The 15,342-nt window shown below is 61.1% G+C and carries 13 protein-coding genes; 10 read left to right on the top strand and 3 right to left on the bottom strand.

What is annotated here, in order from left to right:
- The first annotated feature begins 22 nt into the window (after window positions 1-22).
- The 8 genes from trpB to BN1136_RS13945 all read left to right on the top strand — a co-directional run bounded on the left by trpB (window position 23) and on the right by BN1136_RS13945 (window position 10,405).
- Window positions 23-1,216: a tryptophan synthase subunit beta gene (gene trpB, locus BN1136_RS13990; RefSeq protein WP_043759266.1), complete on the top strand. Its 1,194-nt coding sequence runs from the start codon at window positions 23-25 to the stop codon at window positions 1,214-1,216.
- Window positions 1,213-2,019, top strand: a complete 807-nt coding sequence (gene trpA, locus BN1136_RS13985) for a tryptophan synthase subunit alpha (protein ID WP_043759264.1) — start codon at window positions 1,213-1,215, stop codon at window positions 2,017-2,019. Before trpB ends, trpA begins: the two co-directional genes overlap by 4 nt.
- 377 nt (window positions 2,020-2,396) lie before the next feature.
- On the top strand, window positions 2,397-3,758 hold the full coding sequence (locus tag BN1136_RS13980; protein WP_231557888.1) for a TackOD1 domain-containing metal-binding protein: 1,362 nt from the start codon (window positions 2,397-2,399) through the stop codon (window positions 3,756-3,758).
- Window positions 3,751-5,091: a glycosyltransferase family 2 protein gene (locus BN1136_RS13975; RefSeq protein ID WP_043759262.1), complete on the top strand. Its 1,341-nt coding sequence runs from the start codon at window positions 3,751-3,753 to the stop codon at window positions 5,089-5,091. Before BN1136_RS13980 ends, BN1136_RS13975 begins: the two co-directional genes overlap by 8 nt.
- Window positions 5,091-6,140 (top strand): HlyD family secretion protein, encoded by a 1,050-nt coding sequence (locus BN1136_RS13970; RefSeq protein ID WP_043759260.1) that lies wholly within the window; start codon window positions 5,091-5,093, stop codon window positions 6,138-6,140. The genes BN1136_RS13975 and BN1136_RS13970 overlap by 1 nt, the downstream gene beginning before the upstream one ends.
- A gap of 1,191 nt (window positions 6,141-7,331) precedes the next feature.
- On the top strand, window positions 7,332-8,543 hold the full coding sequence (locus BN1136_RS13965) for a hypothetical protein (RefSeq protein WP_152552599.1): 1,212 nt from the start codon (window positions 7,332-7,334) through the stop codon (window positions 8,541-8,543).
- A 127-nt stretch (window positions 8,544-8,670) separates the two neighbouring features.
- The gene (locus tag BN1136_RS13960; RefSeq protein ID WP_043808714.1) at window positions 8,671-9,480 is read left to right on the top strand and encodes a hypothetical protein; all 810 of its coding nucleotides are present in this window, start codon (window positions 8,671-8,673) and stop codon (window positions 9,478-9,480) included.
- Window positions 9,481-10,162: 682 nt separating this feature from the next.
- Entirely contained in the window at window positions 10,163-10,405 is a 243-nt protein-coding gene (locus BN1136_RS13945; protein ID WP_043759253.1) for a DUF3297 family protein, read from the top strand.
- A gap of 245 nt (window positions 10,406-10,650) precedes the next feature.
- On the opposite strand, the gene BN1136_RS13940 is transcribed toward BN1136_RS13945, so the two are convergent.
- The 3 genes from BN1136_RS13940 to BN1136_RS13930 form a co-directional block, all read right to left on the bottom strand.
- Window positions 10,651-11,862: a NupC/NupG family nucleoside CNT transporter gene (locus tag BN1136_RS13940; protein WP_043759251.1), complete on the bottom strand. Its 1,212-nt coding sequence runs from the start codon at window positions 11,860-11,862 to the stop codon at window positions 10,651-10,653.
- Window positions 11,863-12,169: 307 nt separating this feature from the next.
- Window positions 12,170-12,601 carry a DMT family transporter gene (locus tag BN1136_RS13935; RefSeq protein WP_043759250.1) on the bottom strand — a complete coding sequence of 144 codons (432 nt, stop codon included), beginning with the start codon at window positions 12,599-12,601 and terminating at the stop codon, window positions 12,170-12,172.
- 10 nt (window positions 12,602-12,611) lie between these two features.
- Window positions 12,612-13,088 (bottom strand): DMT family transporter, encoded by a 477-nt coding sequence (locus BN1136_RS13930; RefSeq protein ID WP_081843662.1) that lies wholly within the window; start codon window positions 13,086-13,088, stop codon window positions 12,612-12,614.
- A gap of 63 nt (window positions 13,089-13,151) precedes the next feature.
- Between BN1136_RS13930 and BN1136_RS13925 the strand changes: the two genes are divergently transcribed.
- Together BN1136_RS13925 and BN1136_RS13920 are read left to right on the top strand one after the other, a co-directional pair.
- Complete coding sequence (locus BN1136_RS13925; protein ID WP_231557887.1) at window positions 13,152-14,099, top strand: LysR family transcriptional regulator; 948 nt, start codon at window positions 13,152-13,154, stop codon at window positions 14,097-14,099.
- A 134-nt stretch (window positions 14,100-14,233) separates the two neighbouring features.
- Complete coding sequence (locus tag BN1136_RS13920; protein ID WP_043759577.1) at window positions 14,234-15,337, top strand: YdcF family protein; 1,104 nt, start codon at window positions 14,234-14,236, stop codon at window positions 15,335-15,337.
- Window positions 15,338-15,342: the final 5 nt, after the last annotated feature.

The raw sequence follows: 15,342 nt of genomic DNA, 5'->3' as shown, positions 1-15,342 counted from the left end.
CTCAAGGTATAAGGAAGAAGCCATGACCCTGCTCAACCCGTTTTTTGGTGAATTTGGTGGCATGTATGTGCCCCAGATCCTCATCCCCGCCCTGCTCCAGCTGGAGAAGGCCTTCGTCGATGCCAAGGATGATCCCGCCTTCATCGCCGAGTTTCAGGCGCTCCTGACCGAGTATGCCGGCCGCCCGACGCCGCTCACCCTCACCCGCAACCTGACCAGGGGCACCAAGACCCGCCTCTACCTGAAGCGGGAAGATCTGCTGCACGGCGGCGCCCACAAGACCAACCAGGTGCTGGGCCAGGCCCTGCTCGCCAAGCGCATGGGCAAGCACGAGATCATCGCCGAGACCGGCGCCGGTCAGCACGGCGTCGCGACGGCGCTGGCCTGCGCCCTGCTCGGCCTCAAGTGCCGGGTCTACATGGGGGCCAAGGACTGCGAGCGCCAGAAGCCGAACGTCTTCCGTATGAAGTTGATGGGGGCCACCGTCATTCCGGTGCACTCCGGCTCCGCCACCCTGAAAGATGCCTGCAACGAGGCGCTGCGCGACTGGGCTGCGAACTACGAGACCGCCCACTACCTGCTCGGCACCGCCGCCGGTCCCCACCCCTTCCCCACTATAGTGCGGGAGTTTCAGAAGATGATTGGGGAAGAGGCCAAGGCCCAGTGCTTCGAAAAAGAAGAGCGCCTGCCCGATGCGGTGATCGCCTGCGTCGGCGGCGGCTCGAACGCCATCGGCATGTTTGCGGACTTTATCGATGAGCCTTCGGTGCGTCTGATCGGCGTCGAACCCGGTGGTCACGGCATCGAGAGCGGCGAGCACGGCGCACCGCTCGGTCACGGCAGCAAGGGGGTCTTCTTCGGCATGCACTCCTACCTGATGCAGGACAGCCAGGGCCAGATCCAGGAGTCCTACTCCGTCTCGGCGGGGCTGGACTTCCCCTCCGTCGGCCCCCAGCACGCCCACCTGGCCGCCATCGGCCGCGCCGAGTACCCCTCGGTGACCGACAAGGAGGCGCTGGACGCCTTCCAGGAGCTGGCCAAATCCGAAGGGATCATCCCGGCGCTGGAGTCCTCCCACGCCCTGGCCCACGCCCTCAAGATGGCCCGCAGCGAACCGGAAAAAGAGCAGGTGCTCATCGTCAACCTCTCCGGCCGTGGCGACAAAGACATCTTCACCGTTGCCGACATTTTCGAGAAAGAAGGAACCTTGTCATGAACCGTTACGCACAACTCTTCTCCCGTCTGGACAAGGCCAATCAGGGCGCCTTTGTGCCGTTCGTGATGCTGGGTGACCCCACCCCCGAATTGTCCCTGGCCATCGTCGATGCGCTGGTCGAGGGGGGCGCCGATGCCCTCGAGCTCGGCATTCCCTTCTCCGATCCGGTGGCGGACGGCCCCACCATCCAGGGGGCAGCCCTGCGTGCCTTTGCGAGCCACACCACCCCGGACGACTGCTTCGGCCTGCTCACCCGCATCCGCGCCAAGTACCCGGAGCTGCCCATTGGCCTGCTGGTCTACGCGAACCTCGTCTATGTGCGCCACATCGACGGCTTCTACGAGAAGTGCCAGCAGGCGGGGGTGGACTCCGTGCTGGTGGCCGACGTGCCGGTGCAGATGTGCGAGCCCTACAAGGCGGCAGCCGACAGATTCGGCATCGACAGCATCTTTATCGCCCCGCCCAACGGCGACACCGAGACGCTCAAGGCAGTGGCCGAGCTGGGCTCCGGTTACACCTACCTGGTGAGCCGTGCCGGCGTGACCGGGGCCGAGACCAAGGCCGGCATGCCGGTGGAGGGGCTCATCAACACCCTTCGCGAGTTCAACGCCCCCCCTGCCCTGCTCGGCTTTGGCATCAGCGAGCCGGCCCAGGTGCGTGACGCTATCAAGGCTGGTGCCGCCGGCGCCATCTCCGGCTCCGCCGTGGTGAAGATCATCGAGACCCACCACCAGAACCCGGAACACATGCTCACTCGTCTGAAGGAGTTCGTGGAAGGGATGAAGGCCGCGACCAATCGCTAAGGCCGGACATGGGCTCTTCGGAACCCACACGCCGCCCATCACCGTATAAAAGGGAGCCTGACCGGCTCCCTTGTTTTTTACCGCCGCCAGGGCTGAACCAGGGTCAGCAGGTCTCATCACACCGCGGCGCCGCTCTCGACGGCCAATGTGCAATGACCCCTGCCTGTTTTTCGTCCATTCAGCTCCTGTCCATGATGCGCACCACGGGCTTGGCGATAATACGAGACTTTGCCACGCCAGCGACGACATGGGCGACGAAGAGGTCGGCCCTGACGGAGTAGACCTGCCCGCGCACCGGCCGCGATGCGACAGCCGGAGCCTCCCTGTTCGATACTCAAGTATCTGCGCAACCCTTGTTTCACAGAGAGAAAGAGGTGATGACCCATGGAGAGCACAAGATGGTGAACCCGAGCCAACACTCCACGGCCATCGCCCTGCTGGGGGAGCCGGTGGCTCGCCCGAGCCATCCCCAGTCCGACTGGGCGAGCTGGGATCCGGCGGCGTACCCCGTGCTGCTGCTCAACCTGCCGGCCGACGAGCAGGACAGGGCCCTGCAGGCCCTGCGCCGTGACCCCGTCCGCTATCTGCATCCCGTCTTCTGCACAGAGCAGAGCCCCCTCTCCCCCATGTTGGCGGATGGTCTGCTGTCCCAGCTGGATGAGCGGCTGCCCGACATCCTGAAGCGCCTGGCCCTGCTGACGCCCCGGGAGCACCCCGACGGCATGGAGAAGCTGGCGTGGTACGGCTGGCCCCGCCCCCACTTTCGTCTGCTGCCGCGCTGGCAGGCCGGTTGCCGCCAGGGTTATCACTACCCCCTGCTCGACTGCCTGCTGGGGAGCGACGCCAGGGACGCCCTGCCGCAGCTGGTGGCCGAACACCTGCTGCAGAACGACCAGCTGGTCGATCGCATGCGCCTGTGCAACGGCTGCCTCTCGTCCCACCTCAACTTCATCGACGTCTGCCCCGAGTGTTTCCACATCGCCATCCAGACCATCCCGGCGGTGCACTGCTTCACCTGCGGCCATGTGGATGATCAGGATGCCTTCATGGTGCAGGGCCAGCTGCGCTGCCCGAAGTGTGTCACCACCCTGCGCCATATCGGCGTGGACTACGACAGGCCCCTCGAGAAATTTCGCTGCCTCTCCTGCCACGCCCGCTTCATGGAGGCGGCGGTGCAGGCGCGCTGCCTCGAGTGCGGCCAGGCCCACAAGCCGGACGATCTGGTGGTCGCCAGCATCTTCGAATACCGCCTCGGCAAGCTGGCGCGCCATGTGGCCCGCGAAGGCACCCAGCAGCTGCACCTGCCCCTGACCTGGGGCACCCCCATGGCCATGGAGCACTTCCCCTGGCTGTTGCAGTGGAAAAACAGCCTGCTGCAGCGCCACGGCGGCCGTGACACCCTGCTGGCGATCCGCATCGAGCGGCTGGCCGAGCTGCGCGCCGAGGTGGGGCTGCTCAAGACCCAGCAGCGCCTCGCTGCCCTGATCACCCGGCTGCAGGCGCTGTTTCGCAACACCGACGTGGTCTGCCAGTACGCGGACGATCTGCTGTTGCTGCTGTTGCCGCACACCGACGAAGAGGGCTGGCACATCCTGGTGGAGCGGATCCACGCGCTCAATGACATCGAGGGGCTGGATGCCCTCGCCCTGACGGCACAGGTGCATCCCCTGCCGACCCAGCTGGGGGAGGACGCCAGCCTCTGGCTGAGCCGCTGGCTGGAGGAGCACCTCCATGCCTGAGTGGGTCAGCACGACGCACCACATAGTGCGGGAAATCCTGGGAGGCCTGCATATCTCCCCCAGGATGCTGCTGTTGCTGCTGCCCATGCTCCTGCTGCTGGAGGTGCCGCTGATGGCGCTGACCCTGACCGGCATCCTCAAGTGGTATGCCCGCCAGCAACCCAGGCCCTGCGAGCTTCCCCTGGCCAAGCGCTGCCCCAGGGTATCCTGCATCATCACCTGCTATGCGGAGGGCGAGGCGATCCGCTCCACCATACTGACCCTCAAGGAGCAGCTCTATCGCGGCCACCTGGAGATCATCGCGGTGATCGACGGCGCCCGGGCCAATGTCCACACCTACCGGGCGGCCCTGAACTGTGTCGCCGAGTTCGAGGGCTGCAAGACGCGCACCCTGGTGCTCCTGCCCAAGTGGCAGCGTGGCGGCCGGGTCTCCACCCTCAACGCCGGGCTGTCGGCCGCCACCGGCGAGATTGTGATGAATGCCGATGGGGATACCTCCTTTGACAACAACATGATCGACGAGATCGTCGCCTGCTTTGACGACCCCGATGTCCCCGCGGTCGGGGGCGCGCTGCGGGTGCGCAACCTGAAGGACGGGGCGCTCACCCGGATGCAGGGGATCGAGTACATGATCTCCATGCAGGGGGGCAAGACGGGGCTGAGCGAGTGGAATCTCATCAACAACATCTCCGGGGCCTTCGGCGCCTTTCGCCGTGAATTCCTGCGCCAGATCGGCGGCTGGGACACCCACACCGCGGAGGATCTGGATCTCACGGTGCGGATCAAGCACTACCTCAAACGCCACCCCGGGCTGAAGATAGGCTTCGCCCCCAGGGCCATCGGCCACACGGATGCCCCGGCGGATCTGCGCACCCTGGCCAATCAGCGCCTGCGCTGGGACGGCGACCTGCTGTTTCTCTATCTGCGCAAGCACAAACTCTCCCTGACCCCCCGCATCCTGGGCTGGAAAACCTTCCTGTTCACCCTGATCTACGGGGTCGCCCAGAACGTGGTCCTGCCCCTGCTGGTGATGGGCTACAGCTGGTGGCTGGTGTTCAGCTTCCCGGGCCAGTTCGTGGCGGCCCTGATGATCTGCCTCTACCTGGTCTATCTCTTCCTCACCCTGGTCAACTTCCTGGTGTTTCTGCTGGCCATCTCGGAGCGCCCCCGGGCCGATCTGCGGCTGCTGCCCTGGCTGCTGCTCTACCCTGTCTACACCCTGGCTATGCGCCTCTGGTGTGCGGTGGCCCTGCTCAACGAGATATTCCGCCGCGGTCACGAAGAGAGCAGCATGGCGCCCTGGTGGGTGCTGAAACGAGGAAACAAATTCTGATGAAAGTCACCTTCGATCCCCCCAAGAAGCAGGATGCCACCTCGGACGAGGGGGTGCGCGTCCTCTATGCCCCCGCCAGGCGCATCGCCTTTCGGGCGCGCTGGTATCTGATCCTGCTGGTGGCCTTCAGCCCCGTCATCATCCTGCTCGGCTACCTGGGGCGGGAGTGGTGGCTGACCCAGGCCCCCGCCATCATCACCACAGAGCCCCAGCTGGTGGTGGCGAACGGCGATGGCTTCGTGCGCAGCATCTACCTCTCCCCCGGCCAGGATGTCTCCCAGGGGGACGCCCTGATGAAGTTCGAGTCGCCCACCCTTCTCGCCAACATCCGGGAGCGCCAGACTCGACTGGCTGGCATGGTGCTGGACAAGGAGGAGGCCGAGCGGGAGAGGCTGGACAACCTGGACGTGCAGATAGAGATCGCCGAGCGGGGTCGCCGCGAGCAGGAGGCGATCTACAACGAATACGCCGGCTACCGGCAGGAGAAGCTGGTCTCCAGCGCCGAATATGCCAGCGCCCTGCTGAGCTGGACCCAGTCCCGCATCACCTTGCAGAAAGCCAGGGCCGAGAAGATGCAGCTCGAGCTGCAGATCCGGGAGGATCAGCTGACCGGCCCCCTCATCAGCGCGCGCCAGCGCCTGGTGGAAGAGCTGACGGAGATGGAAGCCACCAGGCAACAGCAGCAACCGCTCTCCCCGACCACCGGCAGGGTGTCCGACATCCTGGTGCAGGAGGGGGACTGGGTCTTCTCGGGGGCGCCGCTGGCGCTCATCTCCAAGCACATGGACCCTCTGGTCATCGCCTATGTGCAGCCCAAGTACCTCTCCACCATGACCCCGGGCCACCGGGCCACCGTCAAGCTGCCGAGCGGGGAGCGCCTCGCGGCCCGCATCGCCAGGCCCGTGGAGCTGGCCGACAAGCTGCCCGCCCAGCTCGCCGCCCCCTTCGAGGGCGAGAAGGCGACCCTCAAGGTCGCCCTCTCCTTCGACGAGCCCCTGCCCGCCAACCTGCAGGTGGAGGGGTTGCCGGTCACTGTGTTGTTCGATTAGGGGCGGGGCGCCCGATGACGATCCGGGCGGAGTTAATTCGAACTCCCAAACCTGCGGATCCCCTGATGGCGTAGCTTCGCCACGCAGGACGCGAGGGCGCCGCCCTCGACGGGGTTGCGCCCGCCTGACCCGCGAAACTCGACCTAATACCCCACCGTAGGTTCGAATAGCGCAGCGTATTCGGACGTTCGCTATCCGAGCGGAGTTAATCCGAACGCCCGAGCCGACGGATCCCATGATGGCGTGGCTTCGCCACGCAGGACGCGAGGGCGCAGCCCTCGACGGGGTTTCGCCCGCCCTTCGGGCGTGGGCGAGTGACTTTTCTTTGCGTGGCCAAAGAAAAGTCACCAAAAGAAAGGCCACCCCCGCCAAGCCGCCCGCCTACGGCGGATTCCCTCATCTCGCTCTTGGGGTCGAGCGGAACGCCGCAGATGGGCCTTTGGCCTCAACCGTCCGTGGCTTCGGCCAAAGTCCGCTTCGAACATCCATGTTCTCGCGCCAAATCGGGCCGAGCCTTGCTCATCCATAACCGATTTGGCCCCTGTACCAACTGCGGCTGCGCCGTCATCCCTGACGGCGCTCCTGACCCATTGAGCTCGACTCAGCGGCTTGAAGGGGGATCAACACCGTGCCAGCCCACAGCCCCGTCTAACAGCAGATACACTCCCTCTCCCCTTGGGAGAGGGCTGGGGTGAGGGGAATATCCGTACTCTCTGCCAATCCAACAGCCCACTCAAAGCATCGGTTGCGCACTAATTGGTTGAACCAGCTCAGATTTCTATCAACTTCCTCTTCCCATGCTTCGATCAGAACCCTTAAGATAGCCAAACGACAATCCATCTCTCGAGAGAATGTCATGGCAGCAATTGTTGCTATCTCGCGGGTAAAAAGCAGCGTACTGGGGGCTATCACTCAGGGGCGATAGCATGGTGTTTTTTGGTTGGTGCAAAGCATAGAGAAACCCAACAGACGTGCATTATTACGCCAACCTGTTCGGGATAAACAAGGATGTGGCAAAACCGTAAAACAGAGCTTCAGATATATTCACGGTAAACGCTGGGCTTCACTTCGTGAAGCACCAACCTACGATCTTTAGCCCAATATACGTGATGTCAAGACAGAGCAGAGTTATACGGAAGGCTCTGAGCACTACCTTCTATCTAATAACTGTTAGCGGTTAAGGAGCTATCGTTGAAAAATTACAGAATTATTGAGGGCAGCGAAGCTATAGCCCCTGCATGTATTGCCAAGATACTTTCAGGAGGGCTACTGCCAAGAAGTGGCAGCGCTATCTGGCGCTTGGGAAATGAACTCAAGCCATCGGACTTGTATTGCTACTTGTACGCCAAATTTGGGCCCCCGAACGGGCTGCAGAATTTCTTTCGATCAGACGACTCAGATAATCTTATTCACTGGGATTGGACCCTTGCAAGTGAGCATGGATTGGTAATAATTCTCGGACTTAATCTCAGGTCAGAGGTGCATCTGATTGGTGAGTGGACAGTTAAGGGGAATTACTCTCTTGAAGATTTTGTTGAAGAAATTAAGTCTGACTTAGCATCACACGGGAAGGAGATGTCACGAATCCGCAAAGAGGTTCTTGAAGACTGGGAGATGTTTGTTAACCCTTTCAAGAACCTTAGAGAATCCATTGACTCTCTAAAAGGTGAGCTCGATTTGCTTGCGTTAGACCCCAAGCAGGAAAATCTGCCAGACCCTAAGTCACCAGACGAATTTCAGGCCTACAACGAAAAATTTGCCAGCCTAGTAGCTCGTTATGATCGCGGGACAGGGCTATCCATGGCTCTTCGGTTTATGGTACCGGTGCTGGCTGAGTCATTCATCAATTTACTGATCTTCGTACTTTGCCGACCCGACATAAAAAATAACTCACGTCTTTACGACAACTTTGTCCGCTCAAATATTGATGTAAAGATTCAATCTCTTCATATCAACTGCATAGGATTTACCTCGGAAGTCAACTGGTCTTCGCCAGAGTGTGCTAAATACAACTCCATTGTTAATGAACGAAACGATTTACTGCACGGCAATTTCGCGGTTGGTAAGTTGAAGTTCAATGAAGTCTTCTTCAACGGTAAGGTACCTGTTTTCAAAGAGTATCGTTCAATGTGGGCGCAGTCTGTAGGGGTATCTATTGAACACTCTGGCGTTCACAAAGTATCCCATGACATTTCAATTGTAGAGGGTTTCATTGAGTATGTATTATCTTGCATTGAGCCGAAAATCCGAGAGCAAGTAGAGATCTTCATGGCGAAACGCGATTTAGGCTGGAACAAGGCTAACAATCGCCTCGGGGTTCTTTTTCCTGACAATGTTGTTGATTTTGGGGTGTCTGTAGTGCCCGAAGATAAGGGCACAAATGATGATAGCCCAGAAAAATAAGTGGGATAGATAAATCAGGTCCCCCATCTTTCTAAGCAAAACGCGGTGTAACCTGCCAACAAAAGGGTGGGTATCCAACTTTGCTTTTAGACATATACATGACACATATAAAAAGCATCTTGTAAAAATGGAAAAAAGTAAGAAAAAATCACGTATTAAGCTTCTTAGTTGGATTGCTGCACTCTGCATAGCACAATTCATGACAGACCGATTCTTTTTTAACATCCCCAAACCGATGATGGATAAAGACATTGAATTTTATCAACCTAAAAGTGACCTAGAAAAAAATCTTAGGGATATGAATATCTATATACATGACAAAAACTTAATCTCTCAATTAAGTATTGAAACCGGACAAAAATCTGTTGATGACACCTATATGTTCATTTTGCGAGAATACCATGCACAGATGCTGGAACTTTATAGGATGATACTTTCCAAGCCTGTTGCAATGTCAATTAACAAGATGACCGAAAACATTGCAATATCAATCAAGTATACTAATTCAGACCAATGCATAATGGTTGGCAACTCCAATGAAACCTTTGATAATTTAATCAATGAATATCCGTCTCTCATAGAGAGATTAAAGCAAAGGCCTGAAGCTATTATTAAGATACACCAGAGAATATATAATGTAATGCCGATGAAAGATGAACATGAAAACTATAATACCGATGGACTAATTGAAAGAATAGAAATTATTCGAGATTTGATGCAAGACCCGTATCTTTCAGTGAGAAAAGATAATACTGAAGCATTACAAGAAATTAATCAGTTTCTTGCTCTTTTCGATGATCTTCATACTGTTTACACCCGTTGCGCTGAAAACTACAATAATAAAATAAAAAACATGGAGGAATACAGAGATGTCGCCAGCTTTATCCTCTTCATACTGTTAACATTTTTTATTTACTGTAAGGAGATTCTCAACTAACAGAACACTTTGTAATTCATTAAAACATATAATGGTGGATGTTTCCGTGTTTCCAACAAACGATAGAGGAATAGCACTGTGCCTTCCTCCATAAGTAAAAACTGGAATATTTAATAAGTTGCATGACAGAAATCAGCCGAAAAACAAAACGACTGGCCATCATCTGCTTTTCCCTGTTTCTGTTAAGACTCGGATTTCGCGCCTTTGGCTATGACCTGCTTTATCACAATCCGAATGATCCCTACGGTATATCGGATTTGATTGAAGTGGCGTTAGCCCTCATATATCTGGTGAGTCTGGGTCTCTGCATACTACATGCCCTGTGGATATTACTCCGACACCGGGATCAGGGTGCCTTGGTGGCATCAGCCCTGCTCGCTCTCTGTGCCATACAGTGGCACAGTTATGACTATCTTCATCACTTGGCCGCTAGTCTCAGCATCCCCTAGACCCCCTGCTCCACGCCCGCCATCCCATCCACACCCGCATCCCGGCCCCTGTAGAGCTCGGAGAGAATCACCGCTTCACCTCGGGTGGTCAAACAAGCTTTCCGCTTGAAGGGAACGATCCGAACTAGCCGCCATAGAGCACAGAAGCTCACGACATGGCACGCCGCCAGCCTTGAGCCCACGGCGGGCATTGCCTACAATGACCCACTTTTTATCACACTCAGGTCTATAAAATGAGCGACAACAAACCTGCACTGCCCGACCGTCTGGCCGCCAACCCGCGCAGCCCGCACTATGTGGCGGAGTGCTTCCAGCACGAGATCGGTATTCGCGTGAACGGCAAGGAGCGCACCAATGTCGAGGAGTACTGCATCAGCGAAGGTTGGGTGAAGATCCCCTCCCCCAAGGCCAAGGATCGCTACGGCAACCCCATGCTGATCACCGTCAAGGGCACCGTCGAGGCGTTTTACGCCTGAGCCTTGTCCCGGCCTTGCCGGGGCAACGCCGCCTATCCAGACACCGGCCTAGCGCCGGTGTCTTGCTTTTCAGCCTCCGGTAGAGGGCAGCGGCCGGGCTCCCCTCCCTGCCCAAGCCCCCTCGACCTTCTCCCCGCTGCCATATAAAAAGCCCCGTCCCGCCTTGCGGCGAGACGGGGTTGGTCGTTTCCTGGGCAGGCTCACCGGCCGCATCTCTCGGCGCCCGGTCATCCCTGCGTCTGGGATCACCCCAGGGTCGCGAAGATCCCCGCCAGGGTGGCGCTCATCAGGTTCGCCAGGGTTGCGGCCAGCACGGCCTTGAGGCCCAGGTTCGCCACGTCGTGGCGACGCTCCGGTGCCAAGGTGCCGATGGCGCCGAGCTGGATGGCGATGGAGCCCAGGTTCGCGAAGCCGCACAGGGCGAAGGTGACGATAATCTGGGTGTGGGCGCTCAAGTTCTCCTTGATGCTGGCGAAGTCCAGATAGGCGACGAACTCGTTCATGATCACCTTCTGGCCAATCAAGGATCCTGCCGCCATCATCTCGCTCGCCGGCACGCCGATGAGCCAGGCCACGGGGGCAAACAGGTAGCCCAGCAGCAGCTGCAGGGAGAGGGCCGGCCAGCCCAGCCACTCACCGACCAGGGTGAAGCCGGCGTTTAGCATGGTGATGGCGCTGACAAACGCCAGCAAGATGGTGCCGATGGCCACGGCGATCTTCATCCCCCCCATGGCGCCACCCGCCAGGGCGTCGATGGCGTTGCTGTAATCGCTCTTGTCCAGAGCAATCTCGTCCTGCTCGCGTACCCGCTCCTGCTCCGGCACCAGGAGCTTGGCCATCAGCAGGCCCCCCGGCGCCGCCATAAAGGAGGCCGCAATCAGGTATTTAAGCTCTACGCCAAGACCGGCGTAGCCGCCCAGCACCGAGCCCGCCACCGAGGCCATGCCGCAGGTCATCACGGCGAAGAGTTCGGATCGGGTCATGCCCGCCAGGAAGGGGCGGATCAGCAGGGGCGATTCCCCTTGCGAGAGGAAGATGTTGCCGGTGGCCACCAGGGACTCGGCGCGGCTGGTGCCGAGCAGGCGGTGAATACCGCCCCCCAGCACCCGGATCACCCACTGCATGATGCCGAAGTGGTAGAGCACGGCGATGAGCGCGCTGATGAAGATGACCAGGGGCAGCACCCGCACCGCGAAGATGAAGCCGTTGCTCGCCAGATCGCCGAACACGAAGCGGATGCCGCTGTCGGCAAAGCCGAGCAGGGCGGAGACGCCGTTGCTCAAAGCGCCGAGCAGCACCTGACCGGGGGGGAAATAGAGCACCAGGGCGGCGAAGCCGGTTTGCAGGGCGAGCGCCCCGAGCACGGTGCGCCAACGAATGGCGCGGCGGTTTTCACTCGCCAGCCAGGCGATAAACATCAGGGCCAGCATACCGACCAGACTCAATAACAGTGTCATCTTGCACCTATGAAGAGAGGAGTTTCATACGGCAAGTCTGCAGACGGGTGTCGCGCGGCGGTCGGGCGGGGTGCGTGCCGACCCACGCGACACACAGACCACAAACCTACAGGTTAGTGGCGGGTCCCATCCTGGGGTCGTTCACGTTCCGGGTGACGGCATGTATCGGGTGACGCCAGCACCGCCGCGAGCAGAGAAGCGGCCGGGTGGCAGGTCGGGCGGCGATGGTACAGGGATAGCATCCATATAAAAAGCGCTAAAACGATTCGATATGGAAACAAAATTCGGCGTCGCTCGCCCCAGCCTGTCATTGCCTGTTTTTTCGCACGGCCTGCCAGCGCTGCAGGCCGGCACCGGCCAGCACCAGCAGAGTGCCGAGCAGATCGCTCGCCCCCAGGCGCCCGGCCAGGGCGTCGAGCAGCGCGCCCCCCACCAGCTGCCCCGCCACGATGAGCAGGGCGCAGGCCAGGGCACCGACCCGGCCGATGGCCCAGCTGCTGATGGCCACGAACAGTGCCCCCAGCGCCCCGCCCAGCAGCAGCCAGGGATCGAGCCCGGCGAGGCGCCCCCAGGGGGCCCCCGTCAATAGCAGCAGGGTGCCGAGCAGCCCGAAGCCGAGCAGGTGGTTGGCGAGCGACGCCATCAGGGCGCCCCGGGCGCTGGCGAGCCGGCCGTTGAGGGTGCGCGACAGGCTCACCGCCACGCCGTTGAGCAGTCCCAGCAGGATAAGGATGGTCATGGTGTTTCTCCTAACCGAGCACGATAAGCAGGGCGCCGGCCATCACCAGCAGGGCGGCGAGTCCGTCCACACCTGAGGGGAGCCTGCGCGCCAGCCCGAACCAGCCGAGGCCATCGCACAGGGCACCGAACAGCAGCTGGCCCAGCAGCAGCAGGGCCAGGGTGCCCGCCATACCGAGGGGCGAGTTGAGGCACAGGGCCGCCAGTACCACGGTGAGCGCCCCCGGCAGGCCGCCGAGCCAGGCCCAGCCCGGTGCAGCCTCCGGGTCTGCTGCCCTGGGGGCCAGGCACCACAGCAGTGCGGCCACCAGGGTGCCGACCCCGTGGGCGAGCCAGCTCGCGAGCCAGGGGTCGGTGGCACTGGCCAGGGCGCCGTTCTGGGCGATCATCAGCGCCAGCAGCAGGCCGGCGGCGAAGGCGGCCAGGGCGCCGACGGCCTGGCCGAGGTCGAGGCGCCCGGGGCGCCGCTCGATGAGGGTGGGGATCATGGGATGCTCCTTGGTTGAACACAGGAGCAGGGTAAATTGTTTTAGATATGGCGATAATCTGCCATGCTGGAACAACATTGTTTCCATTACGAGAACAACATGAACCAGGATGCCTTCGCCCTGCTCCCCGCCTTCGTCGCCGTGGTGGAGGCGGGCAGTTTCTCCGGCGCCGCCCGCCAGCTCGGCAGCAGCAAGTCGGCCCTGAGCAAGAAGGTGAGCCAGCTCGAGCAGACCCTCGGCTGCCAGCTCCTCTATCGCACCACCCGCTCCCTCACCCTCACCGAGGCGGGGGATCGCTACTTCGAGACGGTACGCCACGCGGTGCGCCTGGCGAGCGACGGGGAGGATGCCATCGGCGCCCTGCAAGCGGCCCCTCGCGGCCTGCTGCGGGTGACGGTGCCCATGGTCTATGGCCGGCGCCACATCGCTCCCCTCATTCCCGACTTTCTCGCCCGCCATCCCGAGGTGCAGCTGCAACTCGAGATGAGCGATGCCCAGCAGGATCTCGTGGCCGAGGGGTTCGACGTGGCGGTGCGCATCGGCGCGCTGGAGGATTCGAGCCTGATCGCCCGCCGCCTCGCCCCCTGTCACAGCACCCTGTGCGCCGCCCCCGCCTACCTGGCGCGGGCCGGCTCGCCCCGCACCCCGAGGGATCTCGAGGCCCACAACTGCCTCTTCTACTCCCTGTTTCGCGGCGGCACCCAGTGGCGCCTGCAGGGGCCCGAGGGAGAGGTGGCCATCACCCCCCGCGGCAATTTCGAGGTCAACAACAGCGACGCCATCCACACCGCCCTGCTGGCGGGCGTGGGCATCGGCAACATGCCGGACTTTATCGTGGGGGACGATCTCGCCGCAGGCCGCCTGGTGCCTCTGCTGCCGGCCCACGCCCTGCCCGAGCACGGCATCTGGTGCGTCTATCCGCGCCGGCGCCACCTGCCCGCCAAGGTGGGGGCCTGGCTGGCGTTTCTGGAGGAGCGCCTGGGGCAGCCTTCAGACGGGATATCCCGATAGCCGAAACGGTTCACGTTTTTTTCATCGGGAAAGGAGTAGAGTAGTCATAAAACAAGCTTATGTTTTTATTGAAAAAGTATTACGGGAGCCTGCCATGGCAGCGCCTCCCTGACCCTAGGTGGTACCCCATGATGATGAAGAAAACCGCGATTGCCCTGACCCTGAGCAGCCTGCTGGCGCTGCCGCTCTTCGTCTCCTCCGATGCCTGGGCCGCCCCGGTGCGCTCCCTGCAGAAGGAGCAGAATTACGACCAGTACATCAGCAAGCGCCAGGTGGTGGATCAGCTGCTGGCGGATGCGGCCCGCATCTTCCACTCTCCCGCCCGGGTCTCCACCGCCGGCTTCACCGCCAAGATGCCGAGCAACATGGAGCAGGTGACCACCCTGCTGCTCGAGGCCCACCAGCTCGAACCCTATCGCACCGATCTGCTCGTCTCGGCGGCCAACGCCCAGATCTACAACGGCAACGTGGACAGGGCCATCGGCCTGTTCGAGCAGGCCCTGAGTGCGGCGCCGGACGATCTCGACCTCAACACCTATCTGGCCACCTGGCAGCGTTTCAAGGGTAACCAGGCCAAGTCTGATGCCTACGTCAAGCGGGTCGGCGAGCTCAACGCCGGGCGCGCCGCCGACTTGCAGCGGCTGCTCGACACTGTCGACCGGGTGGTCGCCACCCCCCTCAAGGAGCGACCGGGACGGGGCGAGAAGAAGGGGCGCCGCGCCATCGTCACCCTGGGCTACGCCCTCAACCCCGACGGCTCCATGCACGACATCCTGCTGGGGCGCCTCGAGACCACCCGCGCCCTGGCCCAGGCCGATCCGGCGGCCCTGGTCATCCTCACCGGCGGCGTGCCCCAGAACCGCCAGACCGAGGGCAAGCTGATGGCAGACTGGCTGGCGAAGAAGGGCATAGATCGCTCCCGCCTCATCGAGGAGAACTACGCCACCAGCACGGTGGAGAACGCCCTCTACAGCGGCTACGCCCTCGCCCGCCACGAGATTGAATACGCGACCCTGGTGAGCTCCGCGAGCCATGTGCGTCGGGGCCAGACCCTGCTGGAAATCGCCTGCTGGCAGAGCGGCCCGGCCAATATCCGCATCGACAGCATCGCCTACCCGGACAAGCCCCTCTCGACCCTCGCCAAGGCGAGCCCGGAGGAGCTGCTCGGCATCTACCGGGATGCCCTGCGCACCTATGGCCTCTGGAGTTACCGCTCGGCCCCCTTGCTGGAGCGCTGACTGCC

It is taken from the genome of Aeromonas taiwanensis (assembly GCF_000820165.1).
Classification (GTDB): domain Bacteria; phylum Pseudomonadota; class Gammaproteobacteria; order Enterobacterales; family Aeromonadaceae; genus Aeromonas; species Aeromonas taiwanensis.
Note: the sequence above shows the minus strand (reverse complement) of the source record. Positions and strands in the feature narration are given on the sequence as shown.

Bases quoted from the DNA above. Each gene is read 5' to 3' on its own strand.
- trpB (WP_043759266.1), top strand. From the start codon at position 23: ATGACCCTGCTCAACCCGTTTTTTGGTGAATTTGGTGGCATGTATGTG.
- trpA (WP_043759264.1), top strand. From the start codon at position 1,213: ATGAACCGTTACGCACAACTCTTCTCCCGTCTGGACAAGGCCAATCAG.
- BN1136_RS13980 (WP_231557888.1), top strand. From the start codon at position 2,397: ATGACCCATGGAGAGCACAAGATGGTGAACCCGAGCCAACACTCCACG.
- BN1136_RS13975 (WP_043759262.1), top strand. From the start codon at position 3,751: ATGCCTGAGTGGGTCAGCACGACGCACCACATAGTGCGGGAAATCCTG.
- BN1136_RS13970 (WP_043759260.1), top strand. From the start codon at position 5,091: ATGAAAGTCACCTTCGATCCCCCCAAGAAGCAGGATGCCACCTCGGAC.
- BN1136_RS13960 (WP_043808714.1), top strand. From the start codon at position 8,671: ATGGAAAAAAGTAAGAAAAAATCACGTATTAAGCTTCTTAGTTGGATT.
- BN1136_RS13945 (WP_043759253.1), top strand. From the start codon at position 10,163: ATGAGCGACAACAAACCTGCACTGCCCGACCGTCTGGCCGCCAACCCG.
- BN1136_RS13940 (WP_043759251.1), bottom strand. From the start codon at position 11,862: ATGACACTGTTATTGAGTCTGGTCGGTATGCTGGCCCTGATGTTTATC.
- BN1136_RS13935 (WP_043759250.1), bottom strand. From the start codon at position 12,601: ATGACCATCCTTATCCTGCTGGGACTGCTCAACGGCGTGGCGGTGAGC.
- BN1136_RS13930 (WP_081843662.1), bottom strand. From the start codon at position 13,088: ATGATCCCCACCCTCATCGAGCGGCGCCCCGGGCGCCTCGACCTCGGC.
- BN1136_RS13925 (WP_231557887.1), top strand. From the start codon at position 13,152: ATGCTGGAACAACATTGTTTCCATTACGAGAACAACATGAACCAGGAT.
- BN1136_RS13920 (WP_043759577.1), top strand. From the start codon at position 14,234: ATGAAGAAAACCGCGATTGCCCTGACCCTGAGCAGCCTGCTGGCGCTG.